Source organism: Streptomyces candidus, assembly GCF_014207445.1.
GTDB classification, from domain to species: Bacteria; Actinomycetota; Actinomycetes; order Streptomycetales; family Streptomycetaceae; genus Streptomyces; species Streptomyces candidus.
The window spans coordinates 15910-33290 of sequence record NZ_JACHEM010000012.1 but is presented as its reverse complement, the minus strand read 5'-3'; the positions used below and the strand labels follow the sequence as shown (position 1 = coordinate 33290).

The window sequence follows — 17381 nt, the reverse complement described above, 5'->3', positions numbered from 1 at the left end:
GCGCCTCACCTGGGAAACGAATCTACCCGCGTGCACCGACAGGCCCCGCTCGCGGGGCTGCGGACGGCGGGCTTCCGGGATCCTTCTCACAGGGCCCCTACCCATTCGGGACCCTTTGCGACGCCGGACCGCCGGGTGGGCGGCACGGCATCCGTCCCCTGCGCCCCCGGAAGCCGCCCCGCGCCCCCGGACGGCGTCCTACTCGGCCGGATCGTCGTCCGTGTCCTCGTCGTCCGCGTCCGCCAGCACGGGGGAGCCGTGGTGCGCCCACAGCCGCCAGCCGTCCGGGGTGCGCCGGAAGACGTTGGTGGCGACGACCAGCTGGCCCACCAGCGGACCGAGTTCGCCGCTCTCCTCGGCCGGGCCGCCGCTTAGGATGTTCTCGGTGCAGGTGGCCACCGCGGTGTCGCCCATCACCGAGACCTTCACGTCGGTGAGGAAGAACTGGATGTACTCGGTGTGCGCCATGATCAGCGCGTACGAGCGCAGCACCTCGCCGCGTCCGGTCAGCACCGGCCAGCCGGGGTGCACGCAGGTGATCTCGTCGTCCAGCCACAGCGCGGACAGCTCGTCGAAGTCGCCGCGCTCCAGGCACTCGTAGAACGCGGTGTTGGCCAGTTCGACCCGCTCGGCGTCGGTGCTGCGGGGGGTCACCGGGTGCCTGCCGTACCGGACGGTGCCGGGGTGGTCCTGGCTCCCGCGACGGCGCGGGCGACCCGTACCGCGTCCGCGGTGGCCCGTACCTCGTGGACCCGGACGGCCCAGGCGCCCTCGTGGGCGGCGATCGCGGAGACGGCGGCGGTGGCGGCGTCGCGCTCGCGGGCGGGCGGGGGGGTGGCGCCGTCCCGGGCGAGCACGCGGCCCAGGAAGCGTTTGCGGGAGGCGGCGACCAGCAGGGGGTGGCCGAGGGTGCCGAGGTCGCCGAGGTGGGCGAGGAGCGCGAGGTCGTGCTCGGCCTGTTTGGCGAAGCCGAGGCCCGGGTCGACGATGATGCGTTCCGGGTCGACGCCGCCCGCGACGACCGCGTCCACGCGCGCGTGCAGTTCGGCGAGGACCTCGGCGACCACGTCGTCGTACACCGCGAGGCTGTTCATGTTCTCGCTGAAGCCGCGCCAGTGCATGACCACGAAGGGGACTTCGGCGGCGGCGACCGCAGGGACCATGTGCGGGTCCGCCAGGCCGCCGCTGACGTCGTTGACCAGGACCGCGCCGGCGGTGACCGCCTGCTCGGCGACGGAGGCGCGCATGGTGTCGACGGAGACGGTGACGCCCTCGGAGACCAGGCCGCGTACGACCGGCACGACCCGTTTGAGCTCCTCGTCGGCGTCCACGCGGGTGGCGCCCGGCCGGGTGGACTCGCCGCCCACGTCGACCAGGTCGGCGCCCTCCGCGACCAGGGCGAGGCCGCGCTTCACCGCGGCCGTGGTGTCGAACCATCGGCCGCCGTCGGAGAAGGAGTCGGGGGTCACGTTGACGACTCCCATGACCGCACAGCGGTCCCACTCCGGGAGCCCTTCGACGGGGTGGGTGCGCAGCAACGTACTCATACGCCCAGCCTAGGCCTCAGCGCGTGATCTCCGGACCGCCCGTGCCGCGGCCCGCGCCACCGGCCGTGCCGCCGTCGGGGCCCTCGGGGAAGACCCGGCCGAGGAGGCCGAACAGGGCGGTGCGCTCCGAGTCGTCCAGGGAGTCCAGACCGTTCAGCGTGGTGTGCATGCGGGCCCGGATGGTGTCGATCGTGCGCTCGCCGTACTCGGTCAGGACGACGTTCTTCACGCGGCGGTCGGTGGCGCTGGGCTCGCGGCGCACCAGGTCGCGCTTCTCCAGCCGGTCGACGATCCCGGTGATGTTGGACGCGTCGCAGGCGAGGGTAGTAGCGAGGGCGCGCATCGGGGCGGGGGAGCCGCGCAGCACGCTGAGCGCCTTCGCCTGGCTCGGGGTGAGCCCTGCGGTGGCGGCGGCGAGGGTGAAGTCGCCGTAATAGAGACCGAAGGAGGTGGCCAGTCGTTCGACTAGCTCGGCCTTGGTCGGCGGGTTGGCTGCCATGACACGCAGTGTACGCCGCAAAACTTGACCATCTCAACCATTGAGGTTTACGGTCGGATTGAATTGCTTGAGATCCTCAACAATTGAGGCTCGGTCGTACAGGCCCGGCCTCCGGCCCGAACCCTTTGCTCCCAACCGTTCATCACTGGAGGGCTCCCCCCATGAAGGCCATTTCCTACCCCGTGTACGGCGACCCCGACGTCCTGGAGTACGGCGACCGCCCCGAACCCAAGCTCGGCCCCGACTCCGTGTTGGTCAAGGTCCGCGCTGCCTCGGTCAACCCCGTCGACTGGAAGGTCCTCGCCGGGTACCTGGACCCCGCGCTGGACGCCGTCTTCCCCGTGATCCCCGGCTGGGACGTGGCGGGCGTCGTCGAGAAGGCGGGCCCGTCCGTGTCCGAGTTCAAGCCCGGCGACGAGGTCATCGGGTACGTACGCGAGGACTTCGTGTCCCGCGGGACCTTCGCGGAGTACGTCGCCGCGCCCATCCGCACGCTGGCGCGCAAGCCGCGCAACACGAGCTTCGAGGAGGCGGCGGGGCTGCCGCTGGCGGGTCTCACCGCCTACCAGTCGCTGCACCGCAGCCTCAAGGTGCGCGAGGGCGAGACGGTGCTCGTGCACGCGGCGGCCGGCGGGGTCGGCTCGCTCGCCGTGCAGATCGCGCGGGCGCACGGGGTGAAGGTCATCGGTACGGCCAGTGCCCGCAACCACGACTACCTGCGGTCCCTCGGGGCCACTCCGGTCGAGTACGGCGAGGGCCTCGCCGAGCGGGTGCGGGAGGTCGCGCCCGACGGCGTGGACGCGGTCCTGGACCTGGTGGGCGGGGAGGCGCTCCAGCTGTCGCCGGGCCTGCTGGCCGAGGGTGGACGGCTGGCGTCCATCGCGGACGGCGGCGTCCTGGAACTCGGCGGCGACTACGTCTTCGTGCGGCCGGACGCGGCGGACCTGCTGGCGCTGACGGAGCTGGTCGAGCGGGGCGAGGTCAAGGTGGAGGTGGCGGCGGTCTATCCGCTGGAGAAGGCGGCGGATGCGTTCCGGGACAGCATTGGGGGACATACGCGGGGGAAGATCGCGATCAGCGTGGCGTAGTGGGCGTGGGCGGGGGGCGTACGTGGCGGGGGTGGGCGTAGGGCGGGGGACGGCACCTCCGGTGGGGGCCGCCCCCCTGCCCGCCCTCCGCCAGGCATTCGGCTTGGCTTGTGCAGGGGGACCCCCGCGCCCCGGGGGCTGACGTAGAGCGGCGCCGTCGCCCAACAGGGCTGCCGGGGGCGGTGGGGCGGGGTCAGGCGGTTCGTTCCAGGGCGGGGCGGTCCGTGTGGGCGCAGGGGCGGGAGGTGCGCTGCGTGGCGGACCTGCGGGTGAACATCCGCGGCAGGCCCAGCGTCACGAAACCCTCCGCCTGCATCGCCGCGAATCCGATCCTGGGCAGGTCGCGGGTGGTCCGGAAGACCACGAAGCGCGGCTCCCAGCGCGGCTGGAACTTGGCGTTGAACTTGTACAGCGACTCGATCTGGAACCAGCGGGAGAGGAAGACGAGCAGCCCCCGCCACCCCCGCAGCACCGGCCCCGCGCCCAGCTTCTCGCCGCGGGCGAGTGCCGAGCGGAACATGGCGAAGTTGAGGGAGACCTTCTTGATGCCGAGGCCCGGGGCCGCGGTCAGCGACGCCACGATCAGCAGCTCGTTCATGCCGGGGTCCGCCGCCCGGTCGCGCCTCATGAGGTCGAGGGACATGCCGTCGGAGCCCCAGGGCACGAAGTGCAGGACGGCCTTGATGTCGCCGTAGGGGCCGGGAGGCGCGCCCTCCTCGGCGGCCTTGTGAGCGGTGGCGATGAAGCAGTCCCCGTCGCCCGGTTCACCGACCCGGCCCAGCGCCATGGAGAAGCCGCGTTCGGTCTCCGTGCCGCGCCAGTCGGCGGCGGCCCTGCGGATGCGCTCCAGTTCCTCGGGCTCCAGGTCCCCGACCCGGCGCACCTTGGTCCGGTAACCGTTGCGCTCGATGCGCTTGACCATCTGCCGCACGTTGCGCATCGCCCGCCCGGAGAGGGAGAAGTCCGGTACGTCGACGACGGCCTCGTCGCCCAGTTCCAGGGCGTCCAGACCGGTCTCGCGGGTCCAGACCTCGCCGCCGGTCTCCGAGCAGCCCATCACGGCGGGGGTCCAGGAGTGTGCCTTGGCCTCCTCCATGAAGCGCTCGATGGCCCCCGGCCAGGCCTCGACATCGCCGATCGGGTCGCCGCTGGCGAGCATCACGCCGGAGACCACGCGGTAGGTGACGGCGGCCTTGCCGCTGGGGGAGAAGACGGCGGCCTTGTCGTGCCGGAGCGCGAAGTGGCCCAGCGAGTCGCGGGCGCCGTGCCTGTCGAGCAGCGCGCGCAGCCGTACCTCGTCCTCCTCGGTGAGCCGCGCCGCCGGGTGCTCGGGACGCAGTGCCAGGTAGACGGTGGTGAGCGCGATGATCCAGCCGAGCGCGCCGAGCGAGTAGCCGACCGTCCAGGACGCCTGCCTGGCGTAGTCGATCGGCCCCTCGAAGCCGACCAGCCCGTAGAGGACGTGGGTGAGGCGGTCGCCGAAGTCCGGGTTCCCGATGATCGTCTTCGGGTGGGAGCTGACGATCACCAGGCCGAGCCCGATCGAGCCCAGCGTGGTCAGCACGAAGTTGGCGAGGGCCTTCCAGCGGCTGCGCGGGTCGGGCAGCGCGGCGAATTCCCGCCGGTGGACCAGCAGCAGTGCCAGCAGCGCGAGCGCGATGAGCACACCGATGACGGAGTGCCGGTAGATGTACTGCGCGAGGGCGCCCACCGGCAGCAGGATCACCGCCGAGCGCCAGGCACGCCGCTTGCGCCGCTTGAGCCCGTGGGCGAGGAGCAGCAGCAGGACACCCACCGTGAGGGAGAACGCGGCGGCGAACGGCCCGAACGTCCCGGGCAGCACCTCGGCCAGACTGTGCATCCGGCTGTGCCGGAAGCGGGGGATGACCCCGGCCGCGATGTCGAGCAGACCGACGAGCGTGACCGCCGCGCCGACCAGCGAAGGGACCTTCTCGGGGCGCGGTCCGCGGAGGACCCGTCGCACCCGATCCGGAACCGCCCCGGACTTATCCCCATCTATTCTGATTGACATCGCTTCCCGAGGTCCGCAAGTAGGTTTCGAGTCCGGGACCCTGGAGAAGGTCCGCCCGGACAGCGTGCGTCCACTAGGACGGCGCTTCCGGGGGGCGGGTTCACTCGGCTCTCAGGAAATCCTCATTCAGGAAGTAACGATCTCGTCATGGGTCTCACCAGTACCAAGGTTCTCGTGCTCACCGTTGTGATCGCGGTTCTGTTCTTCGCGGCCACGATCTGGCTCTGGCCGCGGCTCTCGGGCCGCACCTGGCGTGCGGTGCTGGGCAGGGTGGGAATGCTGCTGGTGACCCAGTTGGCGCTGTTCGCCGCGGTCGGCCTGGCGGCGAACAAGTCGTTCCTCTTCTACGGCTCGTGGGCCGACCTCTTCGGCCAGGAGGAGGAGCTGGGCGTGGTCGTCGACCACGCGTCCGGCCCCGGCAGGCACGCGCAGCTCATCGGCACCCGGACGATGGACGTTCCGGGCGGGAACAAGCCGTCCGTCGGCGGGCAGATCCACGAAGTACGGATAGAGGGCGTGAAGTCGAAGATCGTCAGTCCGGCCTTCGTCTACCTGCCGCCGGAGTACTTCCAGCCCCAGTACGCCAAGAAGAACTTCCCCGCGACGGTCGTGCTGACCGGCTACCCCGGCACCGCGATGAACCTGATCAAGGGGCTCCGCTACCCGCAGACCGCGCTGATGCAGGCCCGCGCCGGCAAGGCACAGCCGATGATCATGGTCATGATGCGGCCGACCGTCGCGCCGCCGCGGGACACCGAGTGCGTGGACATCCCGAAGGGCCCGCAGACCGAGACGTTCTTCGCCGACGACCTGCCGCGCGCGGTGTCCGGCGCGTACCGGGTGGGGACGAAGCCGCGGAACTGGGGGTTCATGGGCAACTCCACCGGCGGCTACTGCGCCGTGAAGATCGCCATGGCGCACCCGGACAAGTTCGCCGCGGGCGCCGGTCTCTCCGCGTACTACAAGGCGGCCGAGGACGCGACGACCGGTGACCTCTTCGGCGGCGACCCGAAGCTCAAGCAGCGTGCCAACCTGCTCTGGGCCCTGGACAACCTGCCCGCGCCCAAGACCTCCCTGCTGGTCACCACCAGCGAGAAGGGCGAGGACAACAAGAAGCCGACGGCCCAGTTCATCAGCAAGGTGAAGCCGCCCACGCAGGTGTCGTCGATCACCCTCAACAGCGGCGGGCACAACTTCAACACCTGGAAGCGCGAGATCCCGGCGGTCGTGGAGTGGATGAGCAAGAAGCTCACCCCCTGACCCGGCGGCGCTAGCCGACCGTCTCGACCGCCACTTCCGTACGGGAGACCTTGCGGCCGTCCGCGTCGATGGAGCGCCGCAGCGCCTCGTGCAGCCGCGCCGGCGTGAGCACGCCCAGGAACCGCCCCTCGCCGTCCTCGTCGATGACGGCGATCCAGCCGGCGTCGTGCTGGAGCATCGTCGCGAACGCCTGCTTCAGGGACGCGCCCACCGGCAGCCACGCCTCCATGCGGCGCGCGTGCTCCCGTACCGTGCCCGCCCTCTCCGTGGCGTCGGCGGGGATCCACCCGTGCAGGTTGTCCTCGCGGTCGAGCACGACGGCCCAGCGCGCGCCCTCCGCGGACAGCCGGCGGGTGGCGGTCGCGAGGGAGTCGTCGAGGTGGACCACGGGCGGCTGGTCCAGGTCGCTCTCCTCGATGGGCGTCACCGACAGCCTCTTCAGGCCGCGGTCCGCGCCGACGAAGTCCGCGACGTACGGGGTGGCGGGTGCGCCCAGGACTGCGGCGGGGGCGTCGAACTGCTCGATGCGGCCCTGCCCGTACACCGCGATCCGGTCGCCGAGGCGGACCGCCTCCTCGATGTCGTGCGTGACGAACAGCACCGTCTTGTTGACCTGCGACTGGAGCTTCAGGAACTCGTTCTGCAGATGCTCACGGACCACCGGGTCGACGGCGCCGAAGGGTTCGTCCATGAGGAGGACCGGGGGGTCGGCGGCCAGGGCGCGGGCGACACCGACGCGCTGGCGCTGGCCGCCGGAGAGCTGCTCGGGGTAGCGGGGGCCGTGGACCTTCGGGTCGAGTCCGACCAGGTCGAGGAGTTCGGCCGCGCGCGCACGGGCCTGTGCGCGCTTCACGCCCAGCAGGTGCGGGACGGTCGCGGTGTTGTCGAGCACCGTCCGGTGCGGGAAGAGGCCGACCTGCTGGATGACGTAGCCGATGCGTCGGCGCAGTTCCACCGGGTCGACCCCGGCTATGTCCTCGCCGCCGAGCAGGATGCGGCCCGCGGACGGTTCGATGAGCCGGTTGACCATCTTCATGGTGGTGGTCTTGCCGCAGCCCGAAGGGCCCACCAGCGTGACGAGTTCACCCGCGGCGACCTCGAAGGACAGGTCGTCGACGGCGGTCGTGCCGTCGGCGTAGCGCTTGGTGACGTGCTCGAACCGGATCATGGGTCCCCATTGTGACGGTTGGCGGCGGAACTCGTGTGAAGAGGGTGTTGCCGGGATGTGGCGGCCCGAACCGGACCGAGGGCGTTGTCAGTGGTCGGCGATATGGTCCTCGCACGGGCTTTGAACATACGTTCTCCACTGCCGCTCCAGCGGTGTGGAACGGGCGGAGCGGGGGAGGTGGGACGGGTGAGCGAGCAGAACTGCCTGGTGACGAACGACTGGATCTGCGCGGAATATCTGCGTTCCCGCAGCCAGGAGTTGACCGAGGCGACGGTCCAGCACGTCTGGATCACGGTGGTGTCGGTACTGATCGGACTGGCCGTCGCCCTGCCCCTCGCGCTGCTCGCCCGCCGCAGCAAGCGCTTCGCCGGCCCGGTCCTCGGGCTGACGACCGTGCTGTACACGGTGCCTTCGCTGGCGATGTTCTCGCTGCTGCTGCCGCTGTTCGGGCTGTCCTCGGCGCTGGTGATCACCGGTCTGGTGCTGTACTCGCTGACCATCCTCGTACGCAACATCCTGGCCGGACTCGAAGCGGTCCCGCAGGAGACCCGGGAGGCCGCCCGCGGTATGGGCTACGGACCGGGGCGGATGCTCTGGGAAGTGGAACTTCCGCTCGCCCTCCCCGCGTTGCTGGCGGGCGTGCGGATCGCCACCGTGTCGACCATCGCGCTCACCACGGTCGGCTCGATCGTCGGCCGGGGCGGCCTCGGCAACCTCATCGAGGACGCGCTGCCCACGTTCTTCAAGGCGCAGGTGCTCGCCGCGTCCGTGCTGTGCGTGCTGCTCGCCGTGGTCGCCGACCTGCTGCTGCTCGGATTGCAACGGCTGCTGACACCGTGGACGCGGGCGGGCGGCGCGGAGCCGGAACCGCGTACGGCACGAATACGGAGGCCGACTGCGGCCGTGGGGGCGGGCTGATCTCGATGGGTGTCCTCGCAGAGGCCTGGACCTGGCTGGTCACGGGCTCGAACTGGTCCGGCGACGGTGGCGCATGGGTCCGGCTGACGGAGCATCTGTACGTCAGCGGGGTCGCGCTGCTCATCGCCTGCCTGCTCGCCCTGCCGCTCGCCTTCCTGCTCGGTCACCTCGGCAAGGGGGGTGCGCTCGCGGTCAACATCTCCAACGTGGGACGGGCCGTCCCGGTGTTCGCGGTGCTCGCGCTGTTCATGGTCTCGCCGCTGCGTTCCGCCGGATACGTGCCGACGATCGTCGCGCTGGTGCTGTTCGCCGTGCCGCCGCTGCTCACCAACGCCTACGTCGGTATGCGGGAGGTGGACCGGTCGGTGGTGGAGGCGGCGCGCGGCATGGGCATGTCGGGCATGCAGCTCTTCGCCCGGGTCGAGCTGCCCCTCGCCCATCCGCTGGTGATGACCGGAGTGCGGTCGGCCGCCGTGCAGGTGGTGGCCACGGCCTCGATCGCCGCGATGGTCGGCCAGGGCGGGCTCGGCCGCATCATCACCGCCGGTTTCAACACCTACGACACCGCACAGGTGGTCGCGGGAGCGCTGCTGGTGGCGCTGCTCGCACTGGTGGTGGAGGGGGTGCTGGTGCTGCTGGGCCGGGTGTTCTCACCGCTGCGGAAGGCCGCCTGACGGTGACTTCCCGCCGCTCGTTCCGTACTGCCGCGTACGGCTCCGGGCCGCTTCGTGCCTCCTCGCGCACCTCTCCCTCGACGTCCCTTTTCCCTCGTCCTCCCTTGTCCCTGTTTCCCGTGCCTCGGGCACTTCCTGGATGGTGAACTCTCATGAGCAAGACCTCACGCCTCGCGGGTGCGGTAGTCGGCCTGGTGGCACTGACCGGTTCGCTCGCCGCGTGCGGCGGCGACAGTCTGGAGCAGCAGGGCAAGCCCGGCTCCGGACCGACCGATTCCGCCGGTGGCGGCAAGAAGGGCTCGCTGGTGGTCGGCGCGGCCGCCTTCACCGAGTCGAAGGTGCTGGCGGAGCTGTACGCGCAGATCCTCAAGGACGCCGGGTTCGCCACCTCGGTGACCGTCGTCAAGAACCGTGAGCTGTACGAGCCCTCGCTGGAGAAGGGCGAGATAGACGTCGTACCGGAGTACGCGGCGACCCTCACCGAATTCCTCAACGCCAAGGTGAACGGCGCGAAGGAGGCGGAGAAGAAGCCGCTGGCCTCCAGCGACGTGACGGCCACCGTCGCCGCCCTGGAGGACCTGGCGAAGCCGCTCGGCCTGAAGGTGCTTCCGGCGGGCGAGGCCGTCGACCAGAACGCGTTCGCGGTCACGAAGGAATTCGCCGCGAAGAACAACCTCAAGACGCTGTCCGACCTGGGCAGGTCCAAGGTGAGGGTCAAGATCGCGGCGGGCGACGAGTGCGAGATCCGGCCGTTCTGCGCACCCGGTCTGAAGTCGAAGTACGGCATCGACGTCACGGGGCTCGTCCCCAAGGGCGTCGGCACGCCCCAGTCCAAGCAGGCCGTCAAGGACGGCGAGGCGCAGCTCGTCCTGTCCACCACCACGGACGCCACCATCGACAGCTTCGGCCTCGTCTTCCTCGCCGACGACAAGAAGCTCCAGAACGCCGACAACCTGCTGCCGGTGGTCAACGCCAAGGACGCCGGCGACCCGGCGGTCGCCGAGGCACTCGGCAAGCTCACCAAGGCGCTCACCACGGCGGATCTCGGCGGACTGAACCGCAAGGTGGACATCGAGCGCGCGAAGCCGGCCGATGTCGCGAAGACCTATCTGGAGGAGAAGAACCTGATCAAGGGGTAGCCGCAGAGCAGTTGGAGCGGTGCTTGGCCGATTCCCGGGTAACCGCACGGGAACAGATTGGCGAGTGATGCCCCATACGTGTCCTGCGCGCGGTAAATTTCAGGCCATGCCCCGTGGACGCCACCGCCATTCACCACCCCTGCACAAACTGCTGCCCTCGTCGGCGGTCGCGGGCGGCTCGCTCGCCTGCGCCGTCGGCGCCTGGTTCGTGGCGGAACCCGTGGCCCTGCGGGTGCTCGTCGCCGTCGTCGCGGCGGCGGCCGTCACCGGGGCCGTTCTGATGCGCAGCTGGGACCGTACGGCGGGCCGCAGGGTCGCGGAGCTGAAGCGGGCGCGCGAGGCCGACACCTGGAAGACCGAGGAGCGCGTCGCCGAGATCGAGGGCGACCTGGAGGAGTCGCGGGCCCTGCGCGTCAAGCTGGAGGCCAGGCTCCGCGCCAAGCGCGCCGAACTGGCCGCGCTGCGCAACGAGCACGCCGCGCTGCTGCGCAGGTACGCCACCGCGGAGACCGAGCGGGCGACCGCGCTGGAGCGCCGCCGCCTGCTCGAACTGACGGCAGCCGCCGAGGAGCGCCCGAAGGAACTCCCCGCCGCCCGCTCCACGCCCACTCCGGCCGCGTACATGCGGGCGGCGGCGGCGCTGGAGAACCTGGAGCGCAACGGCCGGGCCCAGCGGGAGGCGGCGGCCCGCGTCGCGTCCGGCGGGATGGCGGTACGGCCCGCGGCGCAGGTCCCGGCACGGGTGGCCGCACCGCGGGACGCGACCGGGGACACCCCGGCGGACGTACCGGCGGACGGGCAGGTCCCGGTGCGTGAGGAGGCGCGGGTGGACGCGCAGGCACTGGCCCCGGTCCCGGCCTCGGGCGCGGCGCGTCCCCCGGCCTCCGCACCCCCTGGGGCCTCCGTACCCGCCGCCGCCCCCTCCGCCGGCCCGGTACCTGCCGCGACTCCGCGGCCCGCGCCCGACGCCGCCCGTGAGGCGCGGGAGCACACCCGGCCCTCGTCGGCCCTCACGCCGTACGCGCCGCAGAATCTGCCCGCCGTACGCAAGCAGGGCGGCTTCGACTTCTTCGGGACCAGCACGGGCGCGGGCGTGGCAGCCGACATGCAGGACGAGGACCTCGCGGACGTCGTCGGCGAGGAAGCCCTCGCCGAACACCGGTCCTCCCGTACGGCCGCCGACGCCGAGACCGTCGGCGCGGTCATCGACCTGACGGCACACGACGAGACCGAGCAGTTGGACGTGGCGGACCTCCGGAGCGCGATCGGCTCCTGAGGCCCCGGCCCGCCGCCTGCTGCCCGCCGCCGGCTCGTCACCTCGCCGACGGCCGGCCGCTCGCCCGCCGCCGGCCGTCCACCCGCTACTTGTCGACGTCGCCCACGACGAAGAAGAGCGAGCCGAGGATCGCGACCATGTCCGCGACCAGCGTCCCCGGCAGCAGCTCGGTCAGTGCCTGGATGTTGTTGAAGGACGCCGAGCGCAGCTTCAGCCGGTACGGGGTCTTCTCACCCTTGGAGACCAGGTAGTAGCCGTTGATCCCGAGCGGGTTCTCGGTCCAGGCGTAGGTGTGGCCCTCCGGGGCCTTGAGCACCTTCGGCAGACGCTGGTTGATCGGGCCCGGCGGCAGGCCGGCCATCCGGTCGAGGCAGGCGTCGGCGAGGTCGAGCGCGTTGTGGGTCTGCTCCAGCAGGCACTCGAAGCGCGCGAGGCAGTCGCCCTCCTGCCGTGTCACCACCTTGAGGGTGTCCTGGAGTTCGCCGTACGCGAGGTACGGCTCGTCGCGCCGCAGGTCGAAGTCGACGCCCGAGGCACGGGCGATGGGGCCGGAGACGCCGTACGCGTGGACCGCATCGGCGGAGAGCACGCCGACGTTCCGGGTACGGCCGCGGAAGATCTCGTTGCCGAGGACCAGGTCGTCGTAGACGTTCATACGGGAACGGACGGAGGCGACCGCGTCGCGGACCCGGCCGGGCCAGCCCGCCGGGACGTCCTCCTTGAGGCCGCCGACCCGGTTGAACATGTAGTGCATGCGCCCGCCGGACACCTCCTCCATCACGGCCTGAAGCTCTTCGCGCTCCCGGAAGGCGTGGAAGACGGCCGTGATGCCGCCGAGTTCGAGCGGGTACGAGCCGAGGAACATGAGGTGGTTGAGCACCCGGTTCAGCTCGGCGAGGAGGGTACGGGTCCACACCGCGCGCTCCGGGACCTCCATGCCGAGCATGCGCTCCACGGCCATGACGACGCCCAGCTCGTTGGAGAAGGCCGACAGCCAGTCGTGGCGGTTGGCGAGCATGACGATCTGGCGGTAGTCCCGCGCCTCGAAGAGCTTCTCCGCGCCGCGGTGCATGTAGCCGATGACGGGCTCGGCATGCTGGATGCGTTCGCCGTCCAGGACGAGCTTGAGACGGAGCACGCCGTGCGTGGAGGGGTGCTGGGGGCCGATGTTGAGCACCATGTCGGTGCTCTCGGCGCCGCCGCCGATGCCGACTGTCGTCGTCTGCGTCATGGGGGACAGTATCCACCGGGTGGCTCGGGGCGGGGGCAGGGGAGCGGGGGTACTCGGGCGGCGGGGAGCCGAGGACCGGGGCGCCGGCGGGACCGCTCCCCGCGCCGGGGGCCGGGGCGGCAGAGGGCCGCTCTCCTCAGACCGGAACCCGTAGCGGCGGCGGGGCGGCCGTGCCCCTCACGCCGCCGCCCCCTCATGACGCCGTTCCCTCAGACGCCGCCGTCCCCCTCACACGCCGTCCCCACCGTCTGCATGAGCCACCCGAAGTCCCCCAGCCCGCCGCGCGCCACCAGTTCCGCCGCCTCGCCCGCCGACGACAGCGCCTGCACGTACGCGACCGGATCCGTCGACGCCAGTGACAGCGGGGGACGCGAGCCCACGACCCCCAGCCGTCCGAGGGCCTGGCGCTGCGTCAGCAGTTCCGTACCTCCCCGCACACCGGCCTCCGTGCCCGCCGCCGCGCACGCGTCCAGCGCCACATGCGCCGTCACGTCGCACCTGCCGTCCGGCACCGCCCGTACCTCCCGGCCGCCGGCGAACCCGGTCAGCGTCCCGTACGGCGGCCTGCACGCGCGCGCGTGGGCGTAGTCCACCGCGACCGCCAGGCCGGCGTCGAGCGTCCCCACCGCGTCCGCCCAGGCCGCGTCCCGAGGGCGTCCGATCTCCGCCCGGTGGCCCGGCCGTCCCGTCAGCGGCCACCACCGCTCCAGCCACGCCGCGTCGGCCCCGGACACCGGCGCCCCGAGGCGCTCCGCGCCGTCCGCCGCCCGCACCTCGACGTACCGCGCCACCCCGTCCTCGTCCGCCTCCGCGACGTCCACCGGCACGTTGTCCAGCCATTCGTTCGCGAAGACCAGGCCGGTGATACCGGCGGGGGGCCGCGTGAGCCACTCGACGCGGGGGTCGAGCCCGGCCGGACGGGCCGCCCGTTCCACGGCGTACGCGCGCACCCCGAAGCCGTCCGGGAGCGCCGCCAGCACTCCCGTCAACAACTCGCCGCGCCCGGCACCGATGTCGACGAGAGCGATTCCGGCCGGTCCGCCCAGCGACTCGTACGTCTCCCGCAGCAGTCGCGCGACCGCCCCCGCGAACAGCGGTGACGCGTGCACGGACGTACGGAAGTGCGCGGCCGGTCCGTCGGTGTCCGGCCGTACGTAGAACCCGCCGGGCCCGTACAGCGCGGCTTCCGACGCCTCCCGCCACCCGAGCCACTCGCTTCGCTCGCACCCCTTGGGCCGACCGGCGCCTCGTCCGTCCGTGCGGCCCTTTTCGTCTCTCACGCCACCCAGTCTCCACGGACGTCTCCACCTTGGGGAGTAGTGGCCCGGCCACCGGATCGCCCCTCCGGTTGACCCAATGGCCTCCAGGGTTTCCCTACGCTGGACATGTGCAGCGCCTCTACGACTTCATCCGCAGACACCCGACGAGCGTCGACAGCTTCTGGGCCGTGATGCTCCTCGGAATGTCCGTGCTGATGTTCGGGGGGACTGTTTCCGGGACAGGGGAGATTCCCGCCGCCTTCTGCATCCTCGTGCTGTGTCTCACGGTGGCACTGCGCCGTCGCGCCCCCGAGGCGATGCTGATCGTGACGATCCTGGCCGGGCTGCTCCAGCTCGCCCTGGACGTTGAACCCAACCCCTCCGACTTCGCGATGCTCGTCATCGTCTACACCGTCGCGGCGAACGGCGCCCGCTGGGCCTCCCGGCTGGCCCTCGGCGGGTCGCTGACCGCGGCGACGCTCTCCCAGGTCCGCTGGTCGGTGGAGAAGAACGACCCGATCGCCCCCCTCGTCTTCGCCGTCTTCCTGACCGTCCCGTTCGTCCTGGCCTGGGTGCTCGGCGACTCGATGCGCACCCGGCGCGCGTACTTCGCGCAGCTGGAGGAGCGTGCGGCCCGGCTGGAGAAGGAACGCGAGGCGCAGGCCAAGGTCGCCGTCGCCGCGGAGCGCGCCCGGATCGCCCGGGAACTGCACGATGTCGTCGCGCACAACGTGTCCGTGATGGTGGTGCAGGCCGACGGCGCCTCGTACGTCATGGACGCCTCGCCCGAGCAGGCCAAACAGGCGCTGGAGACCATCTCGACGACCGGCCGCCAGGCGCTCGCCGAGATGCGCAGACTGCTCGGCGTCCTGCGTACGGGCGAGCAGCAGGAGAGTGGCGAGTACGTTCCCCAGCCCGACGTCCAGCAGATCGAGGACCTGGTGGAGCAGGTCAGGGCCGCGGGCCTCGCCGTCGACTTCAAGGTCGAGGGCACCGCGCGACCGCTGCCCAGCGGAGTCGAGCTGACCGCGTACCGGATCGTGCAGGAGGCCCTCACCAACACCCGCAAGCACGGCGGCCCCGACGTGGGCGCGAGCGTGCGGCTCGTCTACTTCGACGACGGGCTCGGCCTGCTCGTCGAGGACGACGGCCGGGGCGCCTCCCACGAGCTGTACCAGGACGGCGGGGCGGACGGCCAGGGGCACGGTCTGATCGGCATGCGTGAGCGGGTCGGTATGGTCGGCGGCACGCTGGACGCGGGCCCGCGCCCCGGCGGCGGCTTCCGGATCAGCGCGCTGCTCCCGCTCAAACCGGCCCACTGACAGCCGGCCCGCCCCGCCCGCACGCGAAACCGCCCCACGCCTGTTGCGCGCCCCGCTCCACCCGGCCCGCATCCCCGAACCCGCCCCGCCCGCTCCCCGGAAGGTCCCCCTCCATGCCGAATTCGATCCGCGTCATGCTCGTCGACGACCAGATGCTGCTGCGCACCGGATTCCGGATGGTGCTGGCCGCGCAGCCCGACATGGAGGTCGTCGCGGAGGCGGGCGACGGGCAGGAGGCCATCGACCTGCTGCGCGGCACCGCCGTCGACGTCGTGCTGATGGACGTCCGCATGCCGAGGCTGGACGGGGTGGAGGCGACCCGGAAGATCTGCGCGGCGGAGAACCCGCCGAAGGTGCTGATCCTGACCACCTTCGATCTCGACGAGTACGCCTTCTCCGGCCTCCAGGCGGGAGCCTCCGGCTTCATGCTGAAGGACGTGCCGCCGGCGGAACTGCTGGCGGCGATCCGTTCCGTGCACAGCGGGGACGCGGTGGTCGCCCCGTCCACCACCCGCCGTCTGCTCGACCGCTTCTCCTCGATGCTGCCGAGCACCGGCAAGGAGCCGCGGCACAAGGAGGTCGAGAAGCTCACCGAGCGCGAGCGCGAGGTGATGCTGCTGGTCGCCCAGGGCCTGTCGAACGGGGAGATCGCCGCCCGCTTGGTCCTGTCGGAGGCCACGGTCAAGACGCACGTGGGCCGCATCCTGACCAAGCTCGGCCTGCGCGACCGCGTACAGGTGGTCGTGCTCGCGTACGAGGCCGGCCTGGTACGCGCCGGGGGCTCGCCCGGAGCACGCTGAGCGCCGGGCGTCGCAGGAGGGCTCCGGACGTCGAACGAGGTCGCCTACCGCAGCACCCCCTCCAGGAAGTCGCTGCCCAGCCGCGCCACCACGGTCATGTCCAGCTGGTGCAGTACGTACCGGCCGCGCCGCCGGGTGGTGATCAGCCCGGCCTTCTTCAGGACGGTCAGGTGCCGGGACACCTCGGGAGCGGTGATGTTCAGCGCGTCCGTCAGTTCGACCGTCGTGTACGGGGTGCGTCCGAGGAAACGGCACAGCTGCATGCGCAGCGGATGCGAGAGGGCGTCCATCCGCCGTTGCAGCACCTCCAGCGACGCCGGTGAGGCCAGCTCGGGGGAGCCCACCGGGTAATGGATCACCGGCCGCCAGTTCCGGGCGTACAGCACCCACAGGTGCGGCCAGCCGAACGCGGACGGGATCAGCGTCAGGCCCGCCCCCGCCTCCGTGCCCACCGCGCTGGTGTGGCCCACCGAGAGCTTGTCGACCTCGATGCGGCGCGCCTCCTCGTCCAGGGTGACGGCGGAGGACACCGCCCCCAGAGCGGCGGCCGGACCGCGGCGGTGCAGGAGGTCGGTCTTCTGCCGTGCCTCGGCGGCGAGTTGCATACGGACCCGCTGCCAGGTGTCCCGGAAGAAGGCGTCGTCGCAGTCCTCGAAGAGTCGCCGCAGCCACACCCGCACGGACCCGGGGTCCGCCAGCAGCCGGTCGGTGAACTCCAGCGGTTTGGGCCCGCGCGCCGCCGCCATGTCCCGGGCCCGCGACCGGAGTTCGGCGTTCACCAGCGGCGAGGGCCCGCCCGCCGAGTACGTACTGGAGCAGGTGAACTCAAGTGCCGCCGACACGAACGTCTCGTCATCCAGCCGGTCCAGCCGGTCCAGGTCCTCCGCGAGCGACGTCCCCGGCACGCGTGCGTGGCCCTTGACCCCGGCGAACGGCATGAACACGTCCGAGAACGTCGTCCGCCACAGGAAGTCGGCCTCGGTCAGCCGGTCCGCGAGGTCCGGCTTCAGCGAGGCGGCGGTCGCCGTCGCCCAGCCGTGCTGCGCCGGATGGTGTCCCGGCTCCGACAGGGTGTGCAGGGCCATGCCCAGCTCCGCCAGGGGCGAGATCGCGAAGTCGATCCGCTCGGGCGGGAGTCCGGTGATGTCGATGGTCACGCTCATGCCCT

At 71.7% G+C, this 17381-nt stretch carries 16 protein-coding genes; 8 read left to right on the top strand and 8 right to left on the bottom strand.

Annotation, left to right across the window (positions count from 1 at the left end; all coding sequences use genetic code 11):
* Window positions 1-198 precede the first annotated feature (198 nt).
* Genes HNQ79_RS22145 through HNQ79_RS22135 form a run of 3 tightly spaced genes read right to left on the bottom strand, consistent with a single transcriptional unit; the run spans window position 199 to window position 2046 of the window.
* Window positions 199-654: a nuclear transport factor 2 family protein gene (locus tag HNQ79_RS22145; RefSeq protein WP_185033788.1), complete on the bottom strand. Its 456-nt coding sequence runs from the start codon at window positions 652-654 to the stop codon at window positions 199-201.
* A complete protein-coding gene (gene folP, locus HNQ79_RS22140) occupies window positions 651-1547 on the bottom strand; it encodes a dihydropteroate synthase (RefSeq protein WP_185033786.1) in 897 nt (298 codons plus the stop codon). The genes HNQ79_RS22145 and folP overlap by 4 nt, the downstream gene beginning before the upstream one ends.
* Before the next feature lie 16 nt (window positions 1548-1563).
* The gene (locus HNQ79_RS22135) at window positions 1564-2046 is read right to left on the bottom strand and encodes a MarR family winged helix-turn-helix transcriptional regulator (RefSeq protein WP_185033785.1); all 483 of its coding nucleotides are present in this window, start codon (window positions 2044-2046) and stop codon (window positions 1564-1566) included.
* 161 nt (window positions 2047-2207) lie between these two features.
* Here HNQ79_RS22135 and HNQ79_RS22130 point away from each other — a divergent pair, with 161 nt between their 5' ends.
* The gene (locus HNQ79_RS22130; RefSeq protein ID WP_185033784.1) at window positions 2208-3134 is read left to right on the top strand and encodes an NADP-dependent oxidoreductase; all 927 of its coding nucleotides are present in this window, start codon (window positions 2208-2210) and stop codon (window positions 3132-3134) included.
* 193 nt (window positions 3135-3327) lie between these two features.
* Here HNQ79_RS22130 and HNQ79_RS22125 read toward each other — a convergent pair whose 3' ends face one another.
* Complete coding sequence (locus HNQ79_RS22125; RefSeq protein ID WP_185033783.1) at window positions 3328-5166, bottom strand: phosphatidylglycerol lysyltransferase domain-containing protein; 1839 nt, start codon at window positions 5164-5166, stop codon at window positions 3328-3330.
* Window positions 5167-5313: 147 nt separating this feature from the next.
* Here HNQ79_RS22125 and HNQ79_RS22120 point away from each other — a divergent pair, with 147 nt between their 5' ends.
* Window positions 5314-6426 (top strand): alpha/beta hydrolase, encoded by a 1113-nt coding sequence (locus tag HNQ79_RS22120; RefSeq protein WP_185033782.1) that lies wholly within the window; start codon window positions 5314-5316, stop codon window positions 6424-6426.
* Window positions 6427-6436: 10 nt separating this feature from the next.
* Here HNQ79_RS22120 and HNQ79_RS22115 read toward each other — a convergent pair whose 3' ends face one another.
* On the bottom strand, window positions 6437-7594 hold the full coding sequence (locus tag HNQ79_RS22115; protein ID WP_185033781.1) for a betaine/proline/choline family ABC transporter ATP-binding protein: 1158 nt from the start codon (window positions 7592-7594) through the stop codon (window positions 6437-6439).
* A gap of 186 nt (window positions 7595-7780) precedes the next feature.
* On the opposite strand from HNQ79_RS22115, the gene HNQ79_RS22110 reads away from it, so the two are divergent.
* The 4 genes from HNQ79_RS22110 (at window position 7781) to HNQ79_RS22095 (ending at window position 11601) form a co-directional block, all read left to right on the top strand.
* Window positions 7781-8512 carry an ABC transporter permease gene (locus HNQ79_RS22110; RefSeq protein ID WP_185033780.1) on the top strand — a complete coding sequence of 244 codons (732 nt, stop codon included), beginning with the start codon at window positions 7781-7783 and terminating at the stop codon, window positions 8510-8512.
* Between the two features lie 5 nt (window positions 8513-8517).
* Window positions 8518-9186 (top strand): ABC transporter permease, encoded by a 669-nt coding sequence (locus tag HNQ79_RS22105; RefSeq protein WP_185033779.1) that lies wholly within the window; start codon window positions 8518-8520, stop codon window positions 9184-9186.
* Between the two features lie 152 nt (window positions 9187-9338).
* Window positions 9339-10325 (top strand): ABC transporter substrate-binding protein, encoded by a 987-nt coding sequence (locus HNQ79_RS22100; RefSeq protein ID WP_185033778.1) that lies wholly within the window; start codon window positions 9339-9341, stop codon window positions 10323-10325.
* 106 nt (window positions 10326-10431) lie between these two features.
* On the top strand, window positions 10432-11601 hold the full coding sequence (locus HNQ79_RS22095; RefSeq protein WP_185033777.1) for a hypothetical protein: 1170 nt from the start codon (window positions 10432-10434) through the stop codon (window positions 11599-11601).
* 85 nt (window positions 11602-11686) lie between these two features.
* On the opposite strand, the gene HNQ79_RS22090 is transcribed toward HNQ79_RS22095, so the two are convergent.
* Entirely contained in the window at window positions 11687-12832 is a 1146-nt protein-coding gene (locus HNQ79_RS22090; protein ID WP_185033775.1) for an NADH-quinone oxidoreductase subunit D, read from the bottom strand.
* 209 nt (window positions 12833-13041) lie between these two features.
* Window positions 13042-14010, bottom strand: a complete 969-nt coding sequence (locus HNQ79_RS22085; RefSeq protein ID WP_229923309.1) for an SAM-dependent methyltransferase — start codon at window positions 14008-14010, stop codon at window positions 13042-13044.
* A 209-nt stretch (window positions 14011-14219) separates the two neighbouring features.
* Here HNQ79_RS22085 and HNQ79_RS22080 point away from each other — a divergent pair, with 209 nt between their 5' ends.
* Entirely contained in the window at window positions 14220-15413 is a 1194-nt protein-coding gene (locus HNQ79_RS22080) for a sensor histidine kinase (RefSeq protein ID WP_185033771.1), read from the top strand.
* Between the two features lie 113 nt (window positions 15414-15526).
* Window positions 15527-16213, top strand: coding sequence for a response regulator transcription factor (locus HNQ79_RS22075; RefSeq protein ID WP_185033769.1), 687 nt, complete (start codon window positions 15527-15529; stop codon window positions 16211-16213).
* A 44-nt stretch (window positions 16214-16257) separates the two neighbouring features.
* Here the strand turns inward: HNQ79_RS22075 and HNQ79_RS22070 are convergent, their stop codons facing one another.
* Window positions 16258-17370 carry a DUF5937 family protein gene (locus HNQ79_RS22070; RefSeq protein WP_185034148.1) on the bottom strand — a complete coding sequence of 371 codons (1113 nt, stop codon included), beginning with the start codon at window positions 17368-17370 and terminating at the stop codon, window positions 16258-16260.
* Window positions 17371-17381 lie beyond the last annotated feature (11 nt).

What these genes read in the sequence shown, in the direction of transcription:
- HNQ79_RS22105 (WP_185033779.1), top strand. Translation starts at nt 8,518, where the DNA reads ATGGGTGTCCTCGCAGAGGCCTGGACCTGGCTGGTCACGGGCTCGAAC.
- HNQ79_RS22115 (WP_185033781.1), bottom strand. Translation starts at nt 7,594, where the DNA reads ATGATCCGGTTCGAGCACGTCACCAAGCGCTACGCCGACGGCACGACC.
- HNQ79_RS22125 (WP_185033783.1), bottom strand. Translation starts at nt 5,166, where the DNA reads ATGTCAATCAGAATAGATGGGGATAAGTCCGGGGCGGTTCCGGATCGG.
- folP (WP_185033786.1), bottom strand. Translation starts at nt 1,547, where the DNA reads ATGAGTACGTTGCTGCGCACCCACCCCGTCGAAGGGCTCCCGGAGTGG.
- HNQ79_RS22135 (WP_185033785.1), bottom strand. Translation starts at nt 2,046, where the DNA reads ATGGCAGCCAACCCGCCGACCAAGGCCGAGCTAGTCGAACGACTGGCC.
- HNQ79_RS22120 (WP_185033782.1), top strand. Translation starts at nt 5,314, where the DNA reads ATGGGTCTCACCAGTACCAAGGTTCTCGTGCTCACCGTTGTGATCGCG.
- HNQ79_RS22090 (WP_185033775.1), bottom strand. Translation starts at nt 12,832, where the DNA reads ATGACGCAGACGACGACAGTCGGCATCGGCGGCGGCGCCGAGAGCACC.
- HNQ79_RS22100 (WP_185033778.1), top strand. Translation starts at nt 9,339, where the DNA reads ATGAGCAAGACCTCACGCCTCGCGGGTGCGGTAGTCGGCCTGGTGGCA.
- HNQ79_RS22095 (WP_185033777.1), top strand. Translation starts at nt 10,432, where the DNA reads ATGCCCCGTGGACGCCACCGCCATTCACCACCCCTGCACAAACTGCTG.
- HNQ79_RS22130 (WP_185033784.1), top strand. Translation starts at nt 2,208, where the DNA reads ATGAAGGCCATTTCCTACCCCGTGTACGGCGACCCCGACGTCCTGGAG.
- HNQ79_RS22075 (WP_185033769.1), top strand. Translation starts at nt 15,527, where the DNA reads ATGCCGAATTCGATCCGCGTCATGCTCGTCGACGACCAGATGCTGCTG.